Here is a 23,067-nt window from a genome sequence, read left to right as displayed (position 1 = left end):
CGGTCACGCATCGCCCGGTCCCGGAACGGCTACCGGGCGATGCTCCTGCCCGGTCAGCAGCGTGGCGTAGCCGAGTTCGGTCGTGAGATCCCGCCACATCCGGCACAGCGTCAGGTGGTACTGCTCCGGCCGGGACGCACCGGCGAGCCCGATCACGGCCGCACGAAGATCCAGCAGGTCCCGCCCGATCGCCGAGGGCAGCACATCCCGCAGGAACTCCCACTGCGTCGGCGGCGGCCCGTCCAGCACCGATGTGGCCGGTCGCGTGAGATGCCCGGCCTCCGGCGCGGTGAAGTCGAACGCGGTGCGCACCGAGTCCGGGATGTGCAGCCGCGGCGTGAAGGACACCGGCCCGTGCGCGTCATGCAGGGTGAGGCCGCCTCCGTCGAAGCCGATCGTCACCCGGTGCAGCAGATGCATGTGGTTGTCCGGGTCCTCCGGCGCGATCTCGTTCTGCACCCGCAGCACGAGTGGAACTCCGCCGATCTCGCCGGTGACGACGGTGAACGGGCCGCTCGCCCCGCCCGAGGCGAACCGCCACGGCCGCACCGTGCCAAGCGCCTCGCCCAGCGTGTGCAGCAAGGGCAGCGACACCTGCACCGCGCACGCGGCGTCGATGTAGACCGGTCGTTGCCGGGCCGCCAGTTCCCGGGCTGCGTCGGCGAAAACACGCACCGCGGGAAGCTGTGGGTACAGGTCGCCCATCCGCATCCGCACGCCATGAGCGCGAGCCACCTTGAGGCTTTCGGCGAGGTCGTCGTGGTGCACCGGTTGCTCTTGCAACACGTGGATGCCCCGGGCGAGCAGGGTGCGGGCGAGTTCGCTGCCCGGGCCGCCCATCAACGACGACCGCACGATGACGCAGGCCATGTCGATGTCGTCGGGTAGTTCGCCGACATCGGTGTAGAGGGGCACGCCCGCGCGGCGCGCCGTGTCCGCCGACCGTCCGCTCCCACGCCCCAGCACCCCGGCGAGCTCGAACTCGTCGGGCAGCCGGGCTAGCGCGGCCAGATAGGACTGACCGAACGTGGTGCCGCACACCAGCACCCGCAGGCGGCTCACAGCACTCCCTCCTCGGCCGGGGCCAGCTCGGCGATCGAGGCATCGCTGACCGTCAGGCCACTTCCCGCGATGTTCTCCACCACCGATGCGGGCAGCACCTCGCCCGCCCGGTTCGCCCCCGGCGGGACCTCGCCGGAGAGCACCGCGACCGCCGCAGCCACGGTCACCGCGGCCGTCAGGGCCGCCACCGAATCGGCCCGCACGGCGACGGTCCGGGTGAAGGGAGCCCGGTCCCGCACGCCGTCCAGTTGAATCAGCAGGATGGCGTGCGGGCTGCGCCCGGCGACATCCAGCGCGGCGGCGTCGCGGATCGCGGCCACCGCTCGCTCGCGCGGCAGGCCACTAGCACGGTCGAGTGCCCTGAGCAGGTGGCCGTTTTCGACCACGCTGTACCACTGACCATCCACAAGGGACAGTTGGCGTGCGGTCGCCTCGTTCTCCCGGTCCAGGAACGGCAACGCGACCACCGGGCGCTCGAAGTAGGGCAACAGGACGTCGTGCTCACGGCTCAGCGCCCCCGAGCGCCGTCGCCCCTCGCGCCACGCGGCACCCGGTTCGGTGGTACCGCTCAGAAAGTCCTCCGCGCCCGCCCAGGTGAACCGGTCGAGCACCCCGGAGTAGGCAGTGAGCGAGCGGACCTCGTCGAACCCTCCGGCGAGCCAGCGCGGCAGCAGTCCGGACAGGCCGGGCGAGGCCCCCGCGGCGAACAAGACGGTCCGATCGCCTGCGTCCACCATGGCGTCGTCGCTGTCGCCGCCGGCGTCGACGTAGTCCGCGCCGACCCGGACGGCGGCTCGGGCCACCCGTGCCGCCGTGTCGTGGGACGGGCCCGCGCAATTGATCACCAGCCGCGCCCCGTCGATGAATGCGGCCAGCGACCGGTCGTCGCGTATGTCCACTCCGGACTGTCGGCTACCGGTTCGCACGTCCAGCCCGCGTGCGCGCAGCCCGGCGAGCACGTGCCCTCCGACCGCGCCCGACGCCCCCAGCAAGGCGATCACAGTTCGCCCTCCTCGATGTCGCCCATGCCCGCGCCGCCCACCTCGGTGAACAACGCGGCGGTTCGCGCGACCGTCGGTCCGGCGAACAGGCGCCGCAACGGCAGCACCACCCCATGCGCCTGCTCCACGCGCTGGAGGAACCGGGTCGCCAGCAGGGAGTCGCCACCAAGCGCGAAGAAGCTCTGTTCGCGCCCGGTCACGGGCACCCCGAGCAGTTCGGACCACAGCGCGGCGATCATCTGTTCCACCTCGTCGCGCGGCGGCTCGCCGGACTCCGGGGCCGCCTCGGCGGCCAGCAGCCGCGTCACCGCGGTCCGGTCCACCTTTCCGTTGGCGCTCAACGGAAGCCACGGCAGCGTCTCCACCCGCTCGGGCACCATGTGCTCGGGAACCCGGGTGCGGGCGTGCGACCGCAGCCGCTCGCCGTCCAGGACGGGCATGCCGTCCGGAATGGTGCCGTGCACGACCGCGAGTCCCTCGGCCCCGGCGGCTTGGTACGTGACGTCGGTGAAGCCAGTCGCCGCGAACAGCTCGGCCCAGCGTCGTGCCGGCAGCATCGGCGATCCCGCCGCGCGGCGTGCCGGGTCCAGCCCGGAGAAGCCGTGTTCCAGCAGCGCGGCCGTGATCAGGCCGATCGGCGCGAGTTCTGCCGGTTCCACGGCGACGATGAGGCCGCCGGGCCGGGCCAGGGTCCGCGCCACCGCGATGCCGTGGGTCACGTCGGGGTAGCGGTGCAGGACCGCGTTGGCCAGCACCACGTCGAAGCGGTGCCGCAGCTCGGCGGGCACCACGTCGAGCGGAGAATCCAGCGCCGTGCACCGGACCCGCTCGCCGAGCGTGTCGGCGAGCCCGGCCGCCGCGCCCCATTCGGCGACCTCCACCGGGCGTCCCAGCTCGTCGGAGAGCTTGGCGATCCGGTCGGCCACCGGGGCGAGCGCGGCACCCGCGTGCGCGGTGACCACGGCGGCCGGCGCCAGCAGTGGCTCGTCGAGCAGGACTGCGGCGGGGGTCCGGCCCGCCAGGATGTCGCGGTAGCGAGCGATGAGTTCGTGCGCTCGGCGGACCGCCGGGTCCTCGGCTGCCGGGGTCTCCCCCGTGCGGGCCAGCCAGTCACGCCACAGTCGCGCGGTGGGTTCGTGCTCGGCGGTTATCTCCCCGTTGAGCAGTTCGCGCAGCAGCGGCGCGACAGCGCCGGCCTGACCGCGGATCGCGGCGGCGAACGCGGCCGCCTCCCGAGCGTCCGGCTCGGTGCCGTCGACCACAGCCGACGGGGGCAGCGCTTCCGCTGTCACGGCCGCCACCAGCGTCCCGTCCACCACCGCCGCGACGGCCCGGCCGACCCCCTCGGCATCCCGGAGGGCGGCCTCGACCTCGCCGAACTCGATGCGGTAGCCGCGGAGCTTCACTTGATGGTCGGTGCGGCCGAGGAACTCAAGCGTCCCATCCGGCCAGTACCGACCCAGGTCCCCGGTGCGATACCAGCCGTCGGTGAACCGGGCGGCGGACGCCTCCGGATCGCCCCGGTATCCTCGGGCCAGCCCGGCTCCGCCGATCCACAACTCGCCCTCGACCCAGTCCGGGCAGTCCCGGCCCAACCGGTCCACGACGCGGAACCGCTGATTGCGCAACGGAAAACCATACGGGATCGAGCGCCACGCGGGATCGATCCGCTCGACGTCGAACACGTTGGACCAGATCGACGCCTCGGTCGCTCCGCCCAGCGCGGCGAAGCGACACTCCGGCGCCTGCGCGGCCAAACGCGCCGGCAGGTCGAGACCCACCCAGTCGCCGGACACCAAAGACACCCGCAGCGGCAGCGGTTCGGTCGAGCCGGCACCGACGGTCAGCAGCATGTCCAGCAGCGCCGGCACGGTATTCCACACGGTCACGCCCTGCCGCCGCACCAGCTCCAGCCAACGGCGGGCATCACGGCGCGCGTCCTCCTCGACGAGTACGAGCGCCCCACCGGCGGACAGCAGGCCGAACACGTCGTAGACGGACAGGTCGAAGTCCAGCGCCGAGACCGCCAGCACCCGGTCATCCGGCCCGATCTCGAACCGTTCGGTGACATTGGCGATCGTGTTCATGGCCGCGCGATGCGTGATCTCCACGCCCTTCGGCTCGCCGGTCGAGCCCGACGTGAAAATCACGTAGGCGAGCCGGTCGGGGTCGCCGGGCACCGGGGTGGCCGGCGGGAGCTCCTTGGCGGCACGCACGAACTCTTCGGTCACCACCTCCCGCACCCCGGCGCGGCGATGGATGCGTTCCTGTCGCGCGGCCGGTTGGTCGGTGCCGACCGGCACGTATGCGCCGCCCGCGGCGAGCACACCGAGCACCGCGGCGATCTGGTCGGGCCCCTTGGGCAGGCTCACGGCGACCGGGTCGCCGAACTGGATGTCCAGCGCCGCGGCGATCCGCAGCGCGCGGTCGGCCAGTTCCCCGCGGGTGAGCACGCCGTCGTCGCCGTACCACAGCGCGGGCCGGTCCGGTGCCTCGGCCGCCAGCCGGAAGAAACCTTCGTGCAACGTTACGTCGGGCAGCGCATCGTCGGTGGCGTTGACCAGCTCCCGAACGCGTTTTTGGCCCGAGGGCAGCAGGTCCGGAGCGGATGCGGTCCAGTCCCCGGTGGCCAGCCAGTCCAGCAGGCACAGATAGGCGTCGAACATCGCGTCCAGCAGACCGGTGGGGAACAAGTCCTCCACCGCGTCCCACACCAGCTCGACCCCTCCGTCCACATCGGACACCTGATGGTCGAGCCACACCTGGGGCGTCTGCGAGATGCCGTACACCGGTTCGGAGAGCAGCCCGGTGTCCCGTGCGGGCAGCCCGAGGGCGCTGGTGAACACCACCGGCATGGTCGCCTCGGCGGTGCCCGTGTTCTTGGCCAGTTCGCGCAACACCCGCACGGCGGACATCTCGCGGTGCTCCAGCGCATCCCACAGCCGGCGTTGCAACCGGCGAACGCCCGCCAGCCATGCCTCTCCGGCCTCCGGGTGGTGGTCCACCAGGACCAGCGAGGTGAAGTCGCCGATCACGTCGTGGATGTCCGGGTGCGCCTCGCGGCGGTCGAACAGGGTCACGTTCAGCGTCAGGTCGGCCCGCGCGCTCCAGCGGCCGAGCACTTCGGCGAACGCGGTGAGCAGCACGGCCGACGGGGTGAGCCCATGCTCGCGGGCACGGCCGCTGATCACCTGCCAGCGGTCGCGATCCACCCGAGCCGACCGGCGGGTGAACCGCGCGGCGGTGACCTCCGCCGGGTCGACCGCGAGCGGCAGGCGCGGCGCGGGCGGCAACTGGTCGAGCACGCCGGCCCAGTACCGCTCGGCGCGCGCGGTATCCGGCGCAGGGGCGAGCAGGTAGTCGCGGAAGGTGATGCCCACCGCGGGCAATTGCGCGTGCGGATCGGCGTACAGCGCGCTGATCTCGGCGTAGAACGTAAGGACGCTGAGCGCGTCGAACACGAGGTTGTCCGTCCCGACCGCGAGGATCGTCCGGTCCCCGCGCCGCGACGCGGTAATGGAGAACAGTGGCCAGGTGGCCGGGTCGAACACGTGGTGCGACCACCGCTCGCGCGGATCGTCCACAAAGGACAACCGGAACGGCGGGACCTCGGGCAGCACTCGCTGGTCGCCGTTGGAGTCGAAGACGGCGCGCAACATGTCGTGCCGGGCGACCACGGTGTTCACCGCGGCCTCCAGCCGGGCCACGTCAAGGTCGATGATCTCGAACTCGCGGTAGAAGTGGCTGCCGACACCGCCGAGGGTGAAGCCCTCGCCCCGGCCGATCCAGTAGGCGCGTTGCACGTCGGTCGGTCCGAACGGGTCGAAGCGGTGCTCCGGGGCGGCCACCACGGTGGATTCGGGCGCGGCCTGCCGGTCGAACGAGAGGGTGGCGGCGAAGTCGGCGAGCACCGGGTTGGTGATCAGCTTCGTCAAGGCGACCCCGGTGAGCCCGGCCGCCGTCAGCCTGCTGACCAGTCTGGTCGCCAGCAGGGAGTCCCCGCCGAGGCGGAAGAAATCCTGCTCCCGGCCGGTGATCGGCACACCGAGCAGTTCCGACCAGGCGGCCGCGACGACTTCCTCCACCGGACCTGCTGGTGGCGTCAGGTTCGAAATATCCACAGTGGAGCTACCGGCGACCGTGCGCTCGATCGCCTTGCGGTCGATCTTGCCGTTCTTGGTGATCGGCAGCGCGGGCAGCGCGACTATCCGGTCGGGCACCATCACCGAGGGCAACCGCTCGGCCAAAGCCGCCCGGGCGGCGTCCACGTCGAGCTCCAGCGGCAGCGAGTCGTGCGGGTCCTCGCCGCGTTGCAGGGCGGCCACCAGTTCGTCGGTGCTTTCGGCCAGCCGGTGGGCAAGGACGCCATGCCCGGCAGCGGCCATCCGCCACCGGGTGGTCGCCCACGGCGCGGCACCGGACACCCGGCCGCGCCACGGCACCTCGGCGTGGGGCACCTGGTCGAGGAGGTGGCTCAGGAACGAGTCGATGAGCTCGGCGGGCGGTTGCTCGGCGGTGAACGCCGCGACGATCCGGCGGTCGCCGGTCACCACGGCGACGGCCTGTGCGACGCCGGGGAGCGATGCGAGCGTTGCCTCGATCTCACCGAGCTCGATGCGGTGGCCACGGATCTTGACCTGATGGTCGGCGCGGCCGAGGAATTCGATGGTCCCGTCGGGCCGGTACCGGCCGAGGTCTCCCGTGCGGTACCAGCGCGAGCCGTCGAACTCGACGAACTTCTCGGCGGTGCGGCCGGGGTCGCCGCGGTAGCCCAGCGCCAGCCCCGTGCCGGACACCCACAGTTCGCCGGGCACCCAGTCCGGGCAGTCGTGCCCGCGCGCGTCGACCAGTCGGCACAGGGTGTTACGCAACGGCGTGCCGTAGGGCACCGCGCGCCACGCCGGGTCCACCTCGTCGACCTCGAATACGGTGGCGTGGATCGCGGCCTCGGTCATGCCGCCCAGCCCCGCGAACCGGCACCGCGAGCGCAACTCCCGCAGCCGGGCGGGCAGGTCCACGGTCACCCAGTCGCCGCCCAGCATGACCAGCCACAGCGCCTCGCCCAGGCCGGTGGTCCGGGCGGCGACGAGCAGCATGTCCAGCAGCGCGGGCACGCAGCTGACCACGCTGACGTCCCAGCGTCGGATCAGCTCGGCCCAGGCGTGCGCGTCCCGCCGCTGGTCCTCGTCGAGTAGCACCACGCTGCCGCCGAAGGCCAGGAACGCGAACAAGTCGTAGGCGGACAAGTCGAAGTCCAATGCGGACAATGCGATCGTGCGGTCGTCCGGCGTCACGCCGAAGTGGTCGTTGACCGCTTCGACGGTGTTCGCGACCGCGCGGTGCGGCACCTCGACACCCTTGGGCGCGCCGGTCGAGCCGGACGTGAAGATCACGTACATCAGGTCCTCGCCGCCGACCTCGGCGAGTTCGGTCGCGGGCTCGTGGGCCGCCGCCTTGGCAATGGTGTCGTCGGCCAGCACGACGCGAGCGCCCGCCGACTCGAACACCCGGGCCCGCCGGGCCGCGGGAACGTCCACACCGGACGGGACGTAACAAGCTCCGGCACCGAGCACGCCGAGCACCGCGATTACTTGGTCGGGTCCCTTCGGCAGGGTTATGCCGACCGCGTCGCCGGGCCGCACTCCATCCGACCGCACCATCGCGGTCACCTGCCGTGCCCGCCGGGACAGCTCACCGTAGGTCATCGAGCCGTCGACACCCCAGACCAGCGCGATCCGGTCGGGTTCCGCCTCGGCGAGCGCGAAGAACCGCTCGTGCAGCGGCTTTCCGGGATCCGCTCCCCGGGTCGAGTTGACCTCGTCGCGAACCGCGCGCTGTCCTGCGGGCAGCAGCCCGCCCACCGGCGCGTCCCACCCGGCGCCGTCGCCGACCAGACGGTCGACCAGCGCCGTGAAAGCGCCGAACATCGCGTCGAGCACGCCGGGTGCGAACGCCAGTTCTCGCGCGTCCCAGCTGAGCAGCAGGCCGCCGTCGTGTTCGGCCACCTGCGCGTCCAACCACACCTGTGGTCCCTGCGAGATCATCCACACCGGGCGGCCGAGGTTCTCGCGCACCAGCGGACCGAACAACTCACCGAATTCCAGCGTGCTGGAGAAAACCACCGGAGCGAGCACCTGCTTGCCCTGATTGGCCTTGGTCAGCTCGCGCAGCACCTCCACGCCGGCGAACGCGGCGTGCCCGGCGGCCTCCCGCAGCTCACGCTGGACGCGTCGGGCCACTTCGGTGAACGGCTCGTCCACGCCGGTGCGTACGCCGAGCAGCACCGAGCTGGAGAACGCGCCGACCAGCTGGTCGACGTCATCGTGCAACGGTTCGCGACCGAACACCGGGACGTTGAGCAGGAAATCGCGCTCGGCGCTCCACGCGCCCACCACCTCGGCGAACGCCGTGGCGAGCACCACGGCTGGGGTTAGGCCCGCCCGGTGCGCCTTGTCGCGCAGCCTGGCCGACGCCGCCGGGTCGAGCCAGTGTTCTCGGCGTCGCGCGGTGGCCGTCTCCGCGGCGGCCGTCGGGATGACCGGCAGCGCGGGCGGGCCGGGCAGGTCGGCGAGCCGTTCGCGCCACCAGTCCCGGTCTCGTTGCACCGCGTCGGCACGGAAACGGGCCCGGTCGGCGAGGTACCGCGGATAGCTGTAGTCGATGCCGGGCAGCGGCTCGTCGGGCGCGTGCAGCAGGCGTGCCAGGTCCGCGACGAGGATGCGCAGGCTCATCGCGTCCGCGGCGACCATGTCCACGTTCACGTGCACCCTGGTGGAGGTGTCGTCCACCAGCGAGAGCTGGACGTCGAACACCTCGCCCGCCTCGATGTCCATGACGCGTTCGGACAGTTCGCTGCGCAGGGCGGCCAGGCGTCGCCCGCTCTGTTCCGGATCGAGGCCGCGCAGGTCGTGTAGCCGCAGTCCGGGCCACGGCGTGTGCTCGGCGATGCGCTGGCGTCCCGCGCCGTCTATCACCACGCGGGTCATGCCGTGCCGGGCGAACAACGCGCGCACCGCGTGTTCGAGCCGGGACGGCTCGATCGGGCCGCCGTCGAACTCGGTGTAGAAGTGGGCGGCGACCCCGCCCAGCTCCTGGCCTTCGTGGCGGCCGATCCACAGCGCGTGCTGGAGCGGGTCGAGGTCGAAATCCGCCGAGTCGTCGACGATCTGCGCGGCGGTCTCGATGGTGTGGGTGCGCTCGGCGAGTTCCCGCCACGCGGCGAGCGTTGGCCGCTCGGCGAGATCGGCGAAGCTCGCCATCACTCCCGCGCGCTTGAGTTTGCCCGCCACGCGCATCATGGCTATCGAGTCCATTCCGGCCGCGATCAGGTCGGCCCGCTCGTCGAGCGTGTCGGCCGGAACACGGAGCAACGAGGCAACCGCCGCGCGCAGGTCCAACTGGGTCACCGGGGGGCCTCCTGGGCATCGAGTTCGCGCAGCATCAGATCGAGCAGTGCCGTCGTGTGCTGCGCGGGGAAGAAGTGATCGCCCGGCATGACGTGCAGGGCGAATGGTCCCGACGTGTAGTGGCTCCACCGGCCCGCCTCGTCCGGCGTGACCTCTTGGTCGTCTTCGCCGACGAGGGCAGTGACCGGCGCGCGCAGCGGGGCGCCCGGCCGGTGCCGGTAGGTCTCCTCAAGCCGGTAGTCGTCGCGGATCGCGGGCAGGAAAACCGGCCACAGCTCGGGGCTGGCGGCCAGGACGTCCGCCCCGGCGCCGCCGACGCGGACCAGTTCCGCCACCAGTCCGGCGTCGTCACGCCGGTGTATTTCGTCGCCTCGGTGCTCGCCCGGCACGTGTCTGCCGGACACGAACAGCCGCAACGGGGTCACGCCGTGGTGCTGCTCCAGAATCCGGGCCACTTCGTATGCGGCGACCGCGCCCATGCTGTGCCCGAACAGGGCGATGGGGCGGTCGAGCAGGGCTGCCAGTTCCCGTGCGACACATCCGGCCAGCGCGTCCAGGCCGGCGGGCGGTTCTTCGGCGATCCGGTCCTCGCGGCCGGGGTACTGCACCGCATGCGCCTCGACATCGGCGGGCAGGTGGTCGGGCCAGTTGCCGAAGAAGCTCGCCGAGCCGCCCGCGTGCGGGAAGCAGACCAGGCGTGCGCGTGGACGCGTGCGGGGAGTCCGGCACCGCAGCCAGCCCGTGGCGGTTCGTGGCAGCACGATCGATCGTGTCCTTCCTGGGTGGCGAGAGTCCTAGAGCACTGTTCAAGAGAGTAAGGGTAGCCTTACTCTAAAGAAAACCCCGGGGCTGCCGCAATGTACGCAAGGGCCGAGAAATTGGTTCTCTTGGCCAGGGAATTGCCGAGTCGAGATCCCGTCCGGCCGCGTGGTTCACCGGATACTAGCAGGTCATGACGGCAAATGGCGCATCGTAATGCGCCTTGACCATATGTTGCTATTCGCATAAAAAGGCTATCGTCATAGTGCGATAACCGGTTATCTCGGCGGCTTTAACGTGACCTGGGGCGCAATTTTTGGATCACCATTGCACCCTTCAGTGTCCGCTGTTAGCGTGTCTGCGCTTAGGTCAACCTAACTTACTTGGACACACGGCGCTACGCCGCATCCGGAGGTCAACCATGTGGCTCACCCGCCGTGACGTACTGCGTTCCGCTCGACTGGCACTCGGCGCCGCGGGCGCCGCTGCCTTGTTCGGCGCGTGCGGCACGAGTACGTCCGGCCCCGCCCCGGTCGAGGACACCGCGTCCCGCACGCCCAAACCGGGCGGCAGACTGCGGGTGGCGCTCACCGGCGGCGGCGCGGCCGAGGCTCTCGACCCGTTCGCCGGCCAGGCGCCGGCCGACATCGTCCGCAACGACGTGATCTACGATCCGTTGTTCTCGTTGGAAAACGGCCAGGCCGTGCCGAGACTCGCGCTCGCCGCCGAACCGACGGCGGATGGGCGGTCTTTCGTGTTGCGGCTGCGCGAGGGCGTGACCTGGCACGACGGCTCACCGTTCACCGCACACGACGTCGCCTACAGCCTGCGGTACCTGGGCGCGCCCGAACGGCCCGTCCCCAGCGAACTGACCCAGTACCTCGACCTGGCCAGCGTCGAAGTTCGTGACCCGGCCACATTGCTGGTGCGGACGCTCCAGCCGCTCGGTGACCCCGCGCTGGTGCTCGCCGCGTTCCTCGTCAAGATCGTCAAGGACGGCACGACGTCGTTCACCGCCGTCACCGCGAACGGCACCGGCCCCTACCGGGTAGCGACGTTCGAGCCCGGGCGGGAAGCCCGGCTCACCCGGTTCAACGGCTACTGGGACGCTCCGGGCGTCGCGGACGAACTGGTGCTGCTGAGCCTCACCGACCCGCAGGCCAAAGCCAACGCCGTGCTCACCGGGCAGGCCGACTACGCCGCCGACATCCCATTCACCACGGCGCGGATCGGCGCGGCCGACCCCGACCTCGAAGTGCGCACCGCGGGGCAACGCAACAGGGTCGGCTTCGGCTTCGTGCTCAACACCACGATCGCTCCGTTCAACGACCCGAGGGTGCGCCGCGCGGTGCGGCTTGCCGTGGACCGCCAAGCTCTGGTTGATGGCGTGTTCCTCGGATTCGGCGCCGTGGGCAACGACCTTTTCGGCTACGGCGCGGCACAGCACAGCGGCCGTGAGCCGCTGCGGCGCGATCCCGACGAGGCCCGCAGGCTGGTGCGGGAGGCGGGCGCGGGCGGCACGCCGATCGTGATCCGGTCCGCGGAGTACGAGATCGGGTTCAATGCCTCGACCCAGTTGCTGGCCGAGCAGCTCAAGGAGGTCGGGCTGGACGTGCGGCCCGACATCGTGGGCGTGCCTGAGTTCTACGACCCGCGTGCGGTCTCCGCGGCCAACGGCATGGCCTTCTCCCTCGGCGCTTTCCCGTTACCCGTGCTCTACGCGCGACTTGCCGCCAACCCCGCGCTCGCGCTGGCCGACCCCCAGCTCAACGCCGCGCTCGCCGCCGGTCTGGCCGAAACGGACGAGGCAGCCCGGGATCGGGCGTGGGCCACGGTGCAGGATGTGATGGCAGACCGCGGCAACACCGTCGTGTGGGGTCTCGCCGATACGCTCAGCCTGGAGCGCAAGGCGGTCGCGGGCGTCCAGACGCGCGGATTCGCCAAATACCCGTACCTCGGCCGGGCCGGTCTGGCGTGATCGCCCGCGCCGCCACGCGGCTGGTCATCGGCGTCGGCCTGCTCGCGCTGCTGTCGTTGTTGGTGTACGTCGGGGTCGACCTGCTGCCCGGCGACGCGGCGACCACCCGGCTCGGGGCGAACGCCACCCCCGAGAACATCGCGATCGCCCGGCATCGCCTCGGTTTGGACCGACCGGTGCTCGTCCGCTACGGCGACTGGCTGGCCGGGCTGGTCCACGGCGATCTGGGCCGCTCGGTCACCGGCAAGCCGGTGACCGAAATGCTGTCCGACCGAGTCGGTAACTCCGCGCTCCTGGCTGGTGCTGCCCTCGTGTTGCTGGTGCCGGTGTCGCTCGGGGCCGGTCTGCTCGCCGCCTCTTCCAGGTGGGGACGATTCGTGTCGGCGGGCGCGCTGGTCCTGGTGTCCGTGCCGGAGTTCGCGGTGGCGGGTGTTCTGGCGCTGCTGTTCGCGGTCTCGTTGCGCTGGCTGCCCGCCGTGTCGTTCATCCCGGCCGGGGACAGCCCCCTGGAACACCCCACGGCGCTGGTGCTGCCGGTGCTGAGCCTGCTCGCCGTCGGATTCTCCTACGCGGTCCGGGCGATTCGCGCCGCCACGATCGCCGCCGTCGGGTCTGCGCACGTGGAGTTCCTCCGGCTCAACGGAGCCTCATCGCGCACCGTGCTGCGCGCCGCCGTGCTGCCCGCGGTGCTGCCGGTCGCCGTGCAGGTGTGGCTGGTGATCGGGGTAAGCCTGCTCGGCGGGGGAGTCCTGGTGGAGAAGGTGTTCGGCTACCCGGGGATCGGGGAGCTGCTGGTGGCATCGGTGCAGTCCGGTGATCTTCCGGTGGTACAGGCCCTGGTGCTCTTGCTGGCCGCGATGACCCTGGTCGCGCTCGCGCTGGCCGACCTCGCCGTGCTGGCGCTGACGCCTCGGTTGCGCACGTGGGTGGTGAGCGCATGAGACGGATTCTTTTCGTGCTGGGCGGCGTGTTCGCCCTGCTGTTGCTGATGGGTCCCGAACTCGCGCCGCACTCGGTCACCGCGCCGGTCGGGATCCCGTTCGGTCTCCCGACCGCGACCAGTCCCTTCGGCACCGACCAACTCGGGCGGGATGTGCTGTCCCGCTTGCTGAACGGAGGACGGCCGCTCGTGCTCACGAGCCTCGCGGCATCCCTGGCGGGCGGGCTGCTCGGCGTGACCTTGGGTTTGGTCGCCGCACTGGCCGGACCGGAGCGACGCTGGCTGGCGGCACTGGTGCTGCGTCCACTGGACGCGCTCGCCGCTGTGCCGCCGATTCTTGTGCTGTTGCTGGTACTCACCGCCCTGCCGGCGCGCGGCGGACTGGTACTCGCGGTGATGCTGGCCGGGGCACCGCTGACCGCGCGCGTCACGATGGCGGCCGCGGCGCAGGTCACCGGCCGGGCGCACGTTGAGGCGGCCGTCGCGCGGGGAGAGAGCTGGGCGTGGCTGCTGGGCCGCGAGGTGCTGCCGCTGATCGCCCCGACCGTGTTGTCCGACGCCGGTCTGCGGTTCGTCGCGGCGGTCCACCTCGCCGCCGCGGCGGGCTTTCTGGGCCTGGGAACCTCGGATTCGGACTGGGGACTGATGATCGTCGAGGCCCTGCCCGGCGCCGTCCTGCAACCTTGGGCGCTCGCCGTGCCGATCGCCGCACTGGCCGCGCTGGCCGTGGCCGTGAATCTGTGCTCGGACTGGCTGACGCGTCGATCGCGGGTGCTGGCCGGATGAGACGACACGGCCCGAACCACGCAGGGCGTCCGGATTGGCCCGGCGATATCCGGCCGACGTTGGAGGTTTCACCCATGACGGAAGGAAGTTCCACCGGCGCGGTGGCGGCGGTGGACGGGCTGCGGGTCGAAGTGGACGGCAGGGCGGTGCTCGACGGCGTGGACCTGGAGATCGCCGCCGGCGAGGCCGTCGGCGTGCTCGGGCCATCCGGTTGCGGCAAGACGACCCTTGCGCTGGCGTTGCTTGGGCATCTGCGGGCAGGTGCCCGGCACGGCGCCGGACAGTCCTATGTAGACGGAAACCCGATGCTGCCGGCGCCGCCGCCCGGGGTGCGGGGCGGCATCGTGGGATACCTGGGCCAGGATCCGGGAGCCGAGCTGAACCCGTACGCGAAGGTGGGCGCGGCGCTGCGGCTGGCGGCAGGAAACCGGCGGGCGGACGTGGCCGCGATGCTGGCCCGGGTCCGCCTGCCCGCCGCCTTCGCCCATCGCTACCCGCACCAGCTCTCCGGCGGACAGCAGCAGCGAGTGGCGCTCGCCATCGCGCTGGCCCGCGAACCCCGGTTGTTGCTCCTGGACGAACCGACCACCGCGCTGGACGTCGTCGCCCGAGCCGAGGTACTCGCCGAGTTGCGCCGCCTGCGCGCCAGCGGCGTCGCGATGTTGTGGATCAGCCACGATCTGGACACCGTGCGGAACGCGGTGGATCGGGTGATGGTGCTCGATTCGGGGCGGCTGGTGCCCGACTCGCCCGCGGCGCGTCGGTTGGTGGCGGCCGAGATTCCGCCGCCACCAGCAACGTCGAGCGCAGAGCCGGTGTTGACGGGCAACGGAATCACCGCGCGACACGGCACGAGCACCGTGCTGCGCGGCGTGGATCTCGCGGTGCGGACCGGTGAGTGCGTGGCCGTGCTGGGCATGTCCGGGGCAGGGAAATCGACGCTGGCCCGGTGCCTGGCCGGGCTTCAGCGGACCGCCTCGGGAACGGTGGAACTGGCCGGTGATCGGCTCGCCGCCAGCGTGCGCGGGCGGACCCGGGCGCAGTTGGCCGGGATGCAATTGGTGCCGCAGAACCCCGCCGAATCGCTGCACCCCCGGCAAGACGTCCGAACGGCGCTGATCCGGCCGTTGCGCACTCTGCGCCGCCTGTCCCGCAATGCTTGCGCCGCCGAGGTGCGGCGGCTGCTGGACGCCGTGGGCCTGCCCGCGGCGCTGGCGGAGCGGCTGCCTGGCGAGCTGTCTGGCGGGCAGCGGCAGCGCGTCGCCCTGGCCCGCGCGCTCGCGGCGCAGCCGACTGTTCTGCTGTGCGACGAGATCACCTCGGCGCTCGACCCGGTGACCCAGTCGGGCGTGCTCGGATTGCTCGGTGACCTGCGGGCACAACACGGGCTCGCGGTCGTGTTCATCACCCACGACCCGGCCGCCGCCGCGATCTCCGACCGGGTGCTCGTGCTCGCCGCCGGCCGCGTCGCCGCGCAGGGCCCCACCAGCGAATTGCTCGCCCATCCCGACCAACTGCCGGTGCTGCTGACGCGCGACCGGCCGATCACGGAGGACTCGTGTCCGATCTGACTTCCACGCCGCGACTGGACGAGGAGTACCTGCAGAACCCGCACGAGCTAGCGGCCCGGCTGCGCGCGGAGGGGCCCGCCCGGCCGGTGCTGATGCCCGATGGCGTGCGCGTGTGGCTGGTCACCGGCCACGCCGACGCGCGGGCGCTGCTGACAGACCCGCGGTTGTCCAGCGACGGCGTCTACGACCGGTTGGAGCACGCCCGCGCGCTGGCCGAGGGCAAGAAGATCGAGTTCTCCCGCTCGCTGGCCGCGCACCTGCTCAACGTCGATCCGCCGGACCACACGCGGCTGCGCAAACTCGTGAACAAGGCGTTCACCAGCCGCACTATCGCCCGACTGCGCCCGCGCATCGAGGAGATCACCACCGAGTTGCTCGATGCGATGCCGGTGGGGGAGTCCGTCGACCTGCTCGCCGAGTTCGCATTGCCGCTGCCGATCCGGGTCATCTGCGAGTTGATGGGCATCCCCGCCGAGGATCGGGAGCGGTTCGCGGGCTGGTCGGGCGAAATGGTCTCCACCGCCGCGGCGGAGGAGGTCGGCGCGGCATCGGCCGCGATGGCCGGATATCTGGCCGAACTCGTCGAGAGCAAGCGGGCGAACCCGGCCGAGGACCTGCTGTCGGCACTGGTGCACGCGTCGGACAACGGCGACCAGCTGGCGGTGCCCGAGTTGATCGCGATGACGTTCGTCCTGCTCATCGGCGGCTACGAGACCACGGTCAACCTCATCGGCAACGGAGTGCTCAGCCTGCTGCGCGCCCCGGACCAGCTGGCCGCACTGCGCGCCGACCCAGGGCTGCTGCCGAACGCGGTAGAAGAGTTCCTGCGGTTCGAGACGCCCAACAACATGGCCTCCCCGCGCTACACCCGCCAGGCCGTGCGCATCGGCGACATCGAAATCCCCGCCGGGGAGCTGGTCTTGGTGTCGTTGCTCGCGGGCAACCGGGACGCGCGCCGGTTCCCGGACCCGGACCGCCTCGACATCACCCGCCCGACCGGCGCACACCTGGGTTTTGGACACGGCATCCACTACTGCGTCGGTGCCCCGCTCGGCCGGCTGGAGGGGGAGATCGCGATCGGGCGGTTGCTCGAACGGTTCTCCCGCATCGAACTCGCCACCGACCCGGCATCGCTGCGCTGGCGTAGCAGCACCCAGATGCACGGGTTGGAGACGCTGCCGGTCCGCCTGTGGCACCGAGCGCCGACGCCCGAACACGACTGAAGAATCGAGGTCGAACATCATGTGCGGCATCACCGGCTGGGTCTCCTACGACTCGGACCTCACCCAGCGGCGCGACATTCTCGACGAGATGACCGCGACCCTGTCCGACCGCGGCCCCGACGCCGCCGGCACCCGGGTGCGGCCTCGGGCCGCGCTGGGGCACCGCAGACTCGCCGTGATCGACCTGCCAGGCGGTACGCAGCCGATGGACTCGGCCGACGGCCAGGTGACGCTGGTCTACAGCGGCGAGGTCTACAACTTCACCGAGCTCCGGACGGAGTTGAGCGGCCGGGGGCACCGGTTTCGCACCGGCAGCGACACCGAGGTCGTGCTCGCCGGCTACCTGGAGTGGGGCGAGGCGGTCGCGGAGCGGCTCAACGGCATTTTCGCGTTCGCCGTGTGGGACGACCGCTCGCAGCGGCTCCTGCTGGTGCGCGACCGGCTGGGCGTCAAGCCCCTGTACTACCAGCTGACCCGCGACGGCGTGCTGTTCGGCTCGGAGCCCAAAGCGATCCTGGCCAACCCGCTCGCGCGCCGGGAGGTCGGCCTGGACTGCCTGCACGAGCTGTTGGGGCAGACCAAGGCCCCCGGCTGGGCGTTATGGGAAGACATGCGCGAGGTCGAACCGGGCACGGTGCTGATGGTGTCGGCCACGGGATCGCGGACGTGGACGTACTGGCGACTGGAGACCATCGAGCACACCGACGACCTGGACACCACCGTGGCGACGGTGCGCGAGTTGCTCACCGATACCGTGCGACGGCAGCTGGTCGCCCACGTACCGCAGGGCGTGCTGTTGTCCGGGGGTCTGGATTCGAGCGCTCTGACCGGGCTGGCCGCCGAGGTCCTGCCGCGGCCGCGCACGTTCTCGGTCGATTTCTCCGGCCAGGAACAGGAATTCCGTCCCGACGAGCTGCGGGCCACGGCCGACGCCGGGTTCGTCCGAGAGGTCGCCGCGTGGGTCGGCTCGGACCACCGAGCCGTCGTGCTCGATGCCCGCCAGCTCACCGATCCGTCGCTGCGCCGTGCCGTGGTGGGGGCCTGGGACATCCCCCTTGGGCTCGGCGACATCAACACCTCGCTTTATCTGCTGTTCCGCGCGATCCGCGCCGAATCGACGGTCGCGCTGTCCGGCGAGTCCGCCGACGAAGTGTTCGGCGGCTACCCGTGGTTCCACCACGACGCCGCTGTTTCGGCGGATACGTTCCCCTGGCTGGCTTTCTCTCACGCCATCAACACCGACCGCACCGCGGTACTGCGCAAAGACCTGCGCGATCGACTCGACATCGAAGGCTACGTCGCCGACCAGTACTCGGCGGCCATCTCGGCGGTCGACCACCTCGACGGCGAAGACGGGTTGGAGCGGCGCATGCGGGTGATTTGCCATCTGCACCTGACTCGCCTGGTGCGCGCGTTGCTGGACCGCAAAGACCGCATGTCCATGGCGACAGGGCTGGAGGTGCGGGTGCCGTTCTGCGATCACCGGCTCGTCGAATACGTCTACAACACCCCGTGGTCGATGAAGAACTTCGACGGCCGCGAGAAAAGCCTGCTACGGGCGGCGACCCGGCATCTGCTGCCGGATTCCGTGGTGAACCGGGTGAAGAGCCCGTACCCCACCGTGCAGGACACCAGCTATGTGACGGCGTTGCAGCGGCAGGTCGCGGACGTGCTCGCGGGGGATTCCGGCGCGTTCGCGCTAGTGGACGCCGAATGGGCGCGTAGGGCCGTGGCGTTGGACGCCGCAGCCGTAACGGGACCGGTGCGACAAGGCATGGAGCGGGTGCTCGACATCCACCACTGGGTGGACATCCACCGCCCGGTATTCACCTTCTGACCGCCGGTATTCGTCTCGTCCTGGCCGGGGTTTTCGACGAGACGGGCTAAGAAGCAGTGCCCCGTCACGCGCCCCGATCCGTCTGTACGGACAGCAACCGTTGATGCGGCTGATGGGAACAGGGCTGCTGATATGGCGAAGCCCCGCACCGGGGGTGCGGGGCATCGCCGGCTACGCCGTCGCCTGCACCCTGTCAACAACCCCATGCCCACCAACGACGAGGGCGACGGGACCTGATGCGCCGCAACTGCATCGCCCGCCCTGCCGCCGGAGTCCGCCGCATGTTCTCCCGCCGCGCCGCAAGCCCCGGCCGAGGCCGCTGCCCGGGCAGGTAGACGCGAAACCGGCCGGTTGCTCGCCCTACAGCCCGGCATTGCCCGGTGGAACGAGCTTCTCCAGCACTCTTGCCGCACAAGCACGCAACTGCTCTTCATCGAGGTCTTCCGGGTCGGTGCGCAGTGTCGGGTCGGCTACGTAGGCGTCGACATCGGCGAACAGGCCGTCCAGGGTCTCGAAAATGTCATCGTCGGCGACGTCGCCGGTCCCCGCTTTGAAGGCCGTCAGGTACCTCGACTCGAACTCATCTGCGCTGATCCGGTGCTCCACAAAGTCGCGGATGAGGACGATGAGGAACTGGAGGTCCGGCATGGTGGCCTTTCCCTTTCGTCTTGTCATCACCCACCACCGAGCTTACCGGTGGTGATGACGTGTTCCAGTTGCTTGGGGCTAAGCCGCCAGCCTGACCAGAACTCCCCAGTCGGCTTCTGGACGACCGCCTGGCAGGTCCGCCTGTCAAAGTACAAAATCGCTGGCTGGCCAGTGCAGATCGTCACCGATCTCGACGAGCGAGTCTTTGGCGCGGGCGAACACCGCAGCGACACTGTGCATCTTGTCGACATGGCCGTTGGGGTAGTACGGGTTCACCCAGTCCGAGATCAGGGCCAGCTCGTTCGTGTCACCGTCACCCAGGATCTCGGGCGGCTCGCTGGCCGCCGGGCAGGTGTCGGGCCACAACGGTGAAAACCCTCCGCCGGGATCGTGGCCGGCGGCGTCGGCGTCGGCGCGGCGGTGGTTTTCCGCGGACTCGGCCAGGCCGCGTGCGATGCCACCGAGCAGGCGGTGGAGTCGGACCATGCCGTCGATCACGCTGCGCACCGCTGGGGTGTAGGACTCGGCGAACGTCTGCGCCGGTTTGTCGTTTCCGGCCGCACCGGCGTGGCCGCCGAGTTCGGCCGTGAGCGTTCGGTAGACGGCCATGACGCGGTTCTGGCCATCGACGAAGTCCTGGGCGACCACGTAATAGTCCTCCGGGCGGACATCCACCGGAGTCGCGGGGCCCGGCTCTGGCGGCGGTGGCAAGGCGGGCGCAGGTGCGATCATCGCTCAGAACCCCAGATCTTCGAGTTGGCGCGTACCGCTAATTCCTGGTTGCCGTGCGCCGTCACCAGCAGCAGGTGCATCTCGCGCGCACGTTCTCATGCATCCCCGCCACTGCGGCGTCCCACTCGTCCTGCGCGGCCCGGTAGGCATTGGCGGCCTGCCCACTCCAGCTGTCCAGCAGTTGCGCGACATGGCCTTCGAACTCGGTCAGATTGACGTCGATCTCGTCGACCAACCTGCGCAGACCGTTCTCTCCTTCTTCCAGAGCGCGGAAATCCACCGCAATCTGATCCACCTCGTCCAACTCCGCAGTTCTTCGCGACCTCGGCGCCATTGATCAGCTGCTAAGCCTCACACACGTTGTTCCGGGCCACAACCGATTCGGCATAGATCAAACCTGACTGCACTATTGGTGGTTCACCCATTTCCCAGCAGTGGGGAGGCGAACGGCATGGGTAAGCGCGGTCCTGCGCCGAAGACGACCCAGTTTAGGATCCTCCGTGGTGAGCGCAGGGCCCGATCAACGACGACAAGGAACCCATGAACGGGTGCTTGGCGGGGTCGGCCAGCAAGTGTAGCGAAGCAGGCCGAGGCGCTCATGGTCGACTGGCTGTTCCACCAGCAATGTTGCGAGGCCCCGGCGGTCAGCCGGCCTGCAGGACGAAGAACAGGAAGCACAGGCCGGTTGTGAGGGCTCGGTATTCTTCGGGGAACAGCTCGCGGGCGGCCGGCACGGGCTGCGGCTCGCTGATGACGGAGATGCGGAAGCCGGCGGCGGTGAAGGCGTCGGTCATCGCGTGCAGCGGCCGGGGCCAGAAGCTCATCGGCACGGTTTGGCCGCCCATGGTCCATTCTACGGTCCAGTTGTAGGTCTCGAAGTAGTTGGGACTGCGCCCTGCCAGGCGGTGAACGCCGTAGGCGACAAAGGGATGGTCGACCGAGACGAGCAGTCGACCGCCGGGAGTCAGCACGCGCCGCAGCTCGGCCAGCGTCGGCCCCCAGTCCTCCAGGTAGTGCAGCACCAGGGACGCGATGACGTCGTCGAACACGCCATCAGGGAACGGCAGCGGGCTGGCCAGGTCGGCGACCCGCAGGTCCGCGGTACCGAGCCGCCGTCGAGCCAGCTCCAGCATCCCGGCGCTCGCGTCGATGCCCGTCACGAGGGCCCCCCGATCGCGCAGCGCCGCGAACAGCGGGCCCGAGCCGCAGCCGGCGTCGAGAATCCGCCTGCCGGCCACGTCCCCGGCGAGCTCCAGCATCGCTGGCCGCTCGTAGTAGGCGTTGTAGATGCTGGTCTCGTTCTCGGCCGTGTACGCCTCGGCGAAGCTGTCATAGTCGTTCGCCCGGGCCGGATCAGCGGGAAGTGCGCGATTTTCGGGTACCGGAGTCATGCGGCCCATCCTGGCACGCCGAGCTTGCCCGCATCCCGATGATGCGCCCGGATCGGCTGCCCGAGAGCGTGTTCTGCCACCCGTAAAACCCCATCGCCGCCGAGACGCGGAAGTACAAAGCATCAGCGAGCTCGGGACTTTCGCTGGGTGGTCGGGTGGCGGGTCGGTGTAGCCGCGAAGTCCACGGCGCCGGTCAGCTGACCGCCGCCTCGGGACGCGCGCGGCGCGTTTCGCCCGCCGGGTCCCGTTGGGTGGGGATGAGGTCCCGGAGGTGTTGGCGGTGCTGGGCGGGCTGCGCCTTGCCGCCTGGTCGTGGTCTTCGGTCGATGTCCACGGTGGACGGTGGGATGAAGACGGGTCTGCCCTCGCGCATCTGGATTTCCCATCGCTGGCTGTGCACGGTGCGGTGGTGGTGGCCGCATAGCATTGTCATGTTGGCCAGTTCGGTGGGGCCACCATCGATCCAGCTCACGACGTGGTGGGCGTCGGGGGTTCCCGGTGGCCGGTCGCAGGTGGGGAAGGAACAGGCACCGTCGCGTTGGAGTAGCGCGGCGCGCAGGTGCGCGGGTGCGGTTCGCCTGGCCCGGCCGAGGTCCAGGGGCAGGCCAGCTCCGTCGAGAACCATGGGCAGTACTTCGCTGTCGCAGGCGATGCGCCGCGCGTTCTCGGCGGTGATGGCACGCCCGGTGTTGAGGGTGCCGGGCATGCCGTGCTCATCGAGCAAGCCCAGCCCGCGTTTGAGGTCTTCGAAGTCGATGGTGATCGTGAGGTGTGGCCGTTGCCCACCGGCACGCGGTATCCCGTCGGAGTCGGTGGCCAGATCGAGCAACGCGGCGAAGCCGTCGGCATTGCGCTGCCCGACACTGCGAGGGTCCTTCTCCCCGTCGACCTCCGGGCACGGGGCGGCCAGCGGCTCGATGAGCGCAACGAATCTCGCCCCGGTCTCGCGATCCAGCCGGGCCTTGATGACCATCATCCCGTCCCGAGCGGTCCCGTAGTGCAGTTCCCGAGCGTCGTGCTGGTCGGCTTCGTCCTGGTAGGCGCCGTCCTGGTCGAGTAGATACCTGATTCGTTCGGCGATTGTCTCCAGCTCACGCGGCGGCATCTGGCGGGCGTAGCCGGCCAGGGTCGCTTCGACCTCCCCCACCCGGTGGCAACGGGCGTACTCGGGCAGCCGGTGAATGCCTGCCACGATCACCCGCGCATGCTCAAGGCTGATCGCGCCTTGCGACAGGGCGGCAGCGGTCTGGGGAAGCTCGGCGGGCATCGTCTCGCCATACAGCGAGGCCCGGTCCTCGACGTTACGGGCAACCGTCACCCGCGTCTTGGCGTCTCTCTGGTCGATGTTGAGCAGCTCCCGCAACCACACCTGCATCGACCTCGCACCACGCTCGGCATGCAGCCCCCGCCGGTCGGCCTCGGCGATGATCTGCAACTGCTCCATCATCGCCACCCGCATGGCCTGCTCACAGCGCTGGATCCGGTCGATGAGCTCGGCATCCGAGCACGACACCACAGACGAGGGCGAAGACATCATCTCCACGCTCGCGTCCCGGGTGTCCGTCAACGGTGCCATACCCTCATTCTCCCAGATTCGAACACCCATTCGCACGCTTTCAGCATCGCTTGATCAGGTAAAAACCCCACCGAAACCGCGAAAACCCCACCCAGCAACAAAAACTCATCCACCACACGCCGAAGGCGCCCCCTCACCACGACCGATCAAAAACCCT

Annotated in this window: 16 protein-coding genes; 6 read left to right on the top strand and 10 right to left on the bottom strand. The window is 70.4% G+C overall.

Features of this window, described 5'->3' with window-relative positions:
• Positions 1–3: 3 nt before the first annotated feature.
• From BJ970_RS31860 to BJ970_RS31845, 4 genes are read right to left on the bottom strand one after another with little or no spacing between them, the layout of a single operon-like run.
• Positions 4–1,062 carry a Gfo/Idh/MocA family oxidoreductase gene (locus BJ970_RS31860; protein WP_184731135.1) on the bottom strand — a complete coding sequence of 353 codons (1,059 nt, stop codon included), beginning with the start codon at positions 1,060–1,062 and terminating at the stop codon, positions 4–6.
• Positions 1,059–2,063, bottom strand: coding sequence for a saccharopine dehydrogenase NADP-binding domain-containing protein (locus BJ970_RS31855; RefSeq protein ID WP_184731133.1), 1,005 nt, complete (start codon positions 2,061–2,063; stop codon positions 1,059–1,061). Before BJ970_RS31855 ends, BJ970_RS31860 begins: the two co-directional genes overlap by 4 nt.
• On the bottom strand, positions 2,060–9,469 hold the full coding sequence (locus BJ970_RS31850) for a non-ribosomal peptide synthetase (protein WP_184731131.1): 7,410 nt from the start codon (positions 9,467–9,469) through the stop codon (positions 2,060–2,062). Before BJ970_RS31850 ends, BJ970_RS31855 begins: the two co-directional genes overlap by 4 nt.
• Positions 9,466–10,230, bottom strand: coding sequence for a thioesterase II family protein (locus BJ970_RS31845; RefSeq protein ID WP_184731129.1), 765 nt, complete (start codon positions 10,228–10,230; stop codon positions 9,466–9,468). The genes BJ970_RS31850 and BJ970_RS31845 overlap by 4 nt, the downstream gene beginning before the upstream one ends.
• Before the next feature lie 419 nt (positions 10,231–10,649).
• On the opposite strand from BJ970_RS31845, the gene BJ970_RS31840 reads away from it, so the two are divergent.
• The 6 genes from BJ970_RS31840 (at position 10,650) to asnB (ending at position 18,563) form a co-directional block, all read left to right on the top strand.
• Entirely contained in the window at positions 10,650–12,206 is a 1,557-nt protein-coding gene (locus BJ970_RS31840; protein ID WP_184731127.1) for an ABC transporter substrate-binding protein, read from the top strand.
• Positions 12,203–13,147: an ABC transporter permease gene (locus tag BJ970_RS31835; RefSeq protein WP_184731125.1), complete on the top strand. Its 945-nt coding sequence runs from the start codon at positions 12,203–12,205 to the stop codon at positions 13,145–13,147. The genes BJ970_RS31840 and BJ970_RS31835 overlap by 4 nt, the downstream gene beginning before the upstream one ends.
• Positions 13,144–13,932 (top strand): ABC transporter permease subunit, encoded by a 789-nt coding sequence (locus BJ970_RS31830; protein WP_184731122.1) that lies wholly within the window; start codon positions 13,144–13,146, stop codon positions 13,930–13,932. The genes BJ970_RS31835 and BJ970_RS31830 overlap by 4 nt, the downstream gene beginning before the upstream one ends.
• 74 nt (positions 13,933–14,006) lie before the next feature.
• Positions 14,007–15,503 carry an ABC transporter ATP-binding protein gene (locus BJ970_RS31825; RefSeq protein WP_184731120.1) on the top strand — a complete coding sequence of 499 codons (1,497 nt, stop codon included), beginning with the start codon at positions 14,007–14,009 and terminating at the stop codon, positions 15,501–15,503.
• Positions 15,491–16,726: a cytochrome P450 family protein gene (locus BJ970_RS31820; RefSeq protein ID WP_184731118.1), complete on the top strand. Its 1,236-nt coding sequence runs from the start codon at positions 15,491–15,493 to the stop codon at positions 16,724–16,726. Before BJ970_RS31825 ends, BJ970_RS31820 begins: the two co-directional genes overlap by 13 nt.
• A 19-nt stretch (positions 16,727–16,745) precedes the next feature.
• On the top strand, positions 16,746–18,563 hold the full coding sequence (gene asnB, locus BJ970_RS31815) for an asparagine synthase (glutamine-hydrolyzing) (RefSeq protein WP_184731116.1): 1,818 nt from the start codon (positions 16,746–16,748) through the stop codon (positions 18,561–18,563).
• Positions 18,564–18,923: 360 nt separating this feature from the next.
• Here the strand turns inward: asnB and BJ970_RS31810 are convergent, their stop codons facing one another.
• From BJ970_RS31810 to BJ970_RS31785, 6 genes are all read right to left on the bottom strand, one after another.
• On the bottom strand, positions 18,924–19,238 hold the full coding sequence (locus BJ970_RS31810; protein ID WP_184731114.1) for a Psi4 family immunity protein: 315 nt from the start codon (positions 19,236–19,238) through the stop codon (positions 18,924–18,926).
• Entirely contained in the window at positions 19,238–19,462 is a 225-nt protein-coding gene (locus tag BJ970_RS40260; RefSeq protein WP_376775160.1) for a colicin D domain-containing protein, read from the bottom strand. Before BJ970_RS40260 ends, BJ970_RS31810 begins: the two co-directional genes overlap by 1 nt.
• Entirely contained in the window at positions 19,356–19,943 is a 588-nt protein-coding gene (locus tag BJ970_RS31800; protein WP_184731111.1) for a hypothetical protein, read from the bottom strand. Before BJ970_RS31800 ends, BJ970_RS40260 begins: the two co-directional genes overlap by 107 nt.
• 61 nt (positions 19,944–20,004) lie before the next feature.
• Positions 20,005–20,238 (bottom strand): WXG100 family type VII secretion target, encoded by a 234-nt coding sequence (locus BJ970_RS31795; protein WP_312864630.1) that lies wholly within the window; start codon positions 20,236–20,238, stop codon positions 20,005–20,007.
• A 349-nt stretch (positions 20,239–20,587) separates the two neighbouring features.
• Entirely contained in the window at positions 20,588–21,334 is a 747-nt protein-coding gene (locus tag BJ970_RS31790; protein ID WP_221468332.1) for a class I SAM-dependent methyltransferase, read from the bottom strand.
• A gap of 193 nt (positions 21,335–21,527) precedes the next feature.
• Positions 21,528–22,910 (bottom strand): HNH endonuclease signature motif containing protein, encoded by a 1,383-nt coding sequence (locus tag BJ970_RS31785; RefSeq protein WP_184731105.1) that lies wholly within the window; start codon positions 22,908–22,910, stop codon positions 21,528–21,530.
• Positions 22,911–23,067 lie beyond the last annotated feature (157 nt).

The sequence above is a fragment of the Saccharopolyspora phatthalungensis genome (genome assembly GCF_014203395.1).
Lineage (GTDB): Bacteria > Actinomycetota > Actinomycetes > Mycobacteriales > Pseudonocardiaceae > Saccharopolyspora > Saccharopolyspora phatthalungensis.
This window is presented reverse-complemented; position numbering and strand designations above follow the sequence as displayed.

Excerpts from the sequence above, each read along its gene's own strand:
- BJ970_RS40260 (WP_376775160.1), bottom strand. The coding sequence starts at position 19,462 with ATGTCGACAAGATGCACAGTGTCGCTGCGGTGTTCGCCCGCGCCAAAG.
- BJ970_RS31790 (WP_221468332.1), bottom strand. The coding sequence starts at position 21,334 with ATGACTCCGGTACCCGAAAATCGCGCACTTCCCGCTGATCCGGCCCGG.
- BJ970_RS31785 (WP_184731105.1), bottom strand. The coding sequence starts at position 22,910 with ATGGCACCGTTGACGGACACCCGGGACGCGAGCGTGGAGATGATGTCT.
- BJ970_RS31825 (WP_184731120.1), top strand. The coding sequence starts at position 14,007 with ATGACGGAAGGAAGTTCCACCGGCGCGGTGGCGGCGGTGGACGGGCTG.
- asnB (WP_184731116.1), top strand. The coding sequence starts at position 16,746 with ATGTGCGGCATCACCGGCTGGGTCTCCTACGACTCGGACCTCACCCAG.
- BJ970_RS31810 (WP_184731114.1), bottom strand. The coding sequence starts at position 19,238 with ATGACAAGACGAAAGGGAAAGGCCACCATGCCGGACCTCCAGTTCCTC.
- BJ970_RS31800 (WP_184731111.1), bottom strand. The coding sequence starts at position 19,943 with ATGATCGCACCTGCGCCCGCCTTGCCACCGCCGCCAGAGCCGGGCCCC.
- BJ970_RS31840 (WP_184731127.1), top strand. The coding sequence starts at position 10,650 with ATGTGGCTCACCCGCCGTGACGTACTGCGTTCCGCTCGACTGGCACTC.
- BJ970_RS31830 (WP_184731122.1), top strand. The coding sequence starts at position 13,144 with ATGAGACGGATTCTTTTCGTGCTGGGCGGCGTGTTCGCCCTGCTGTTG.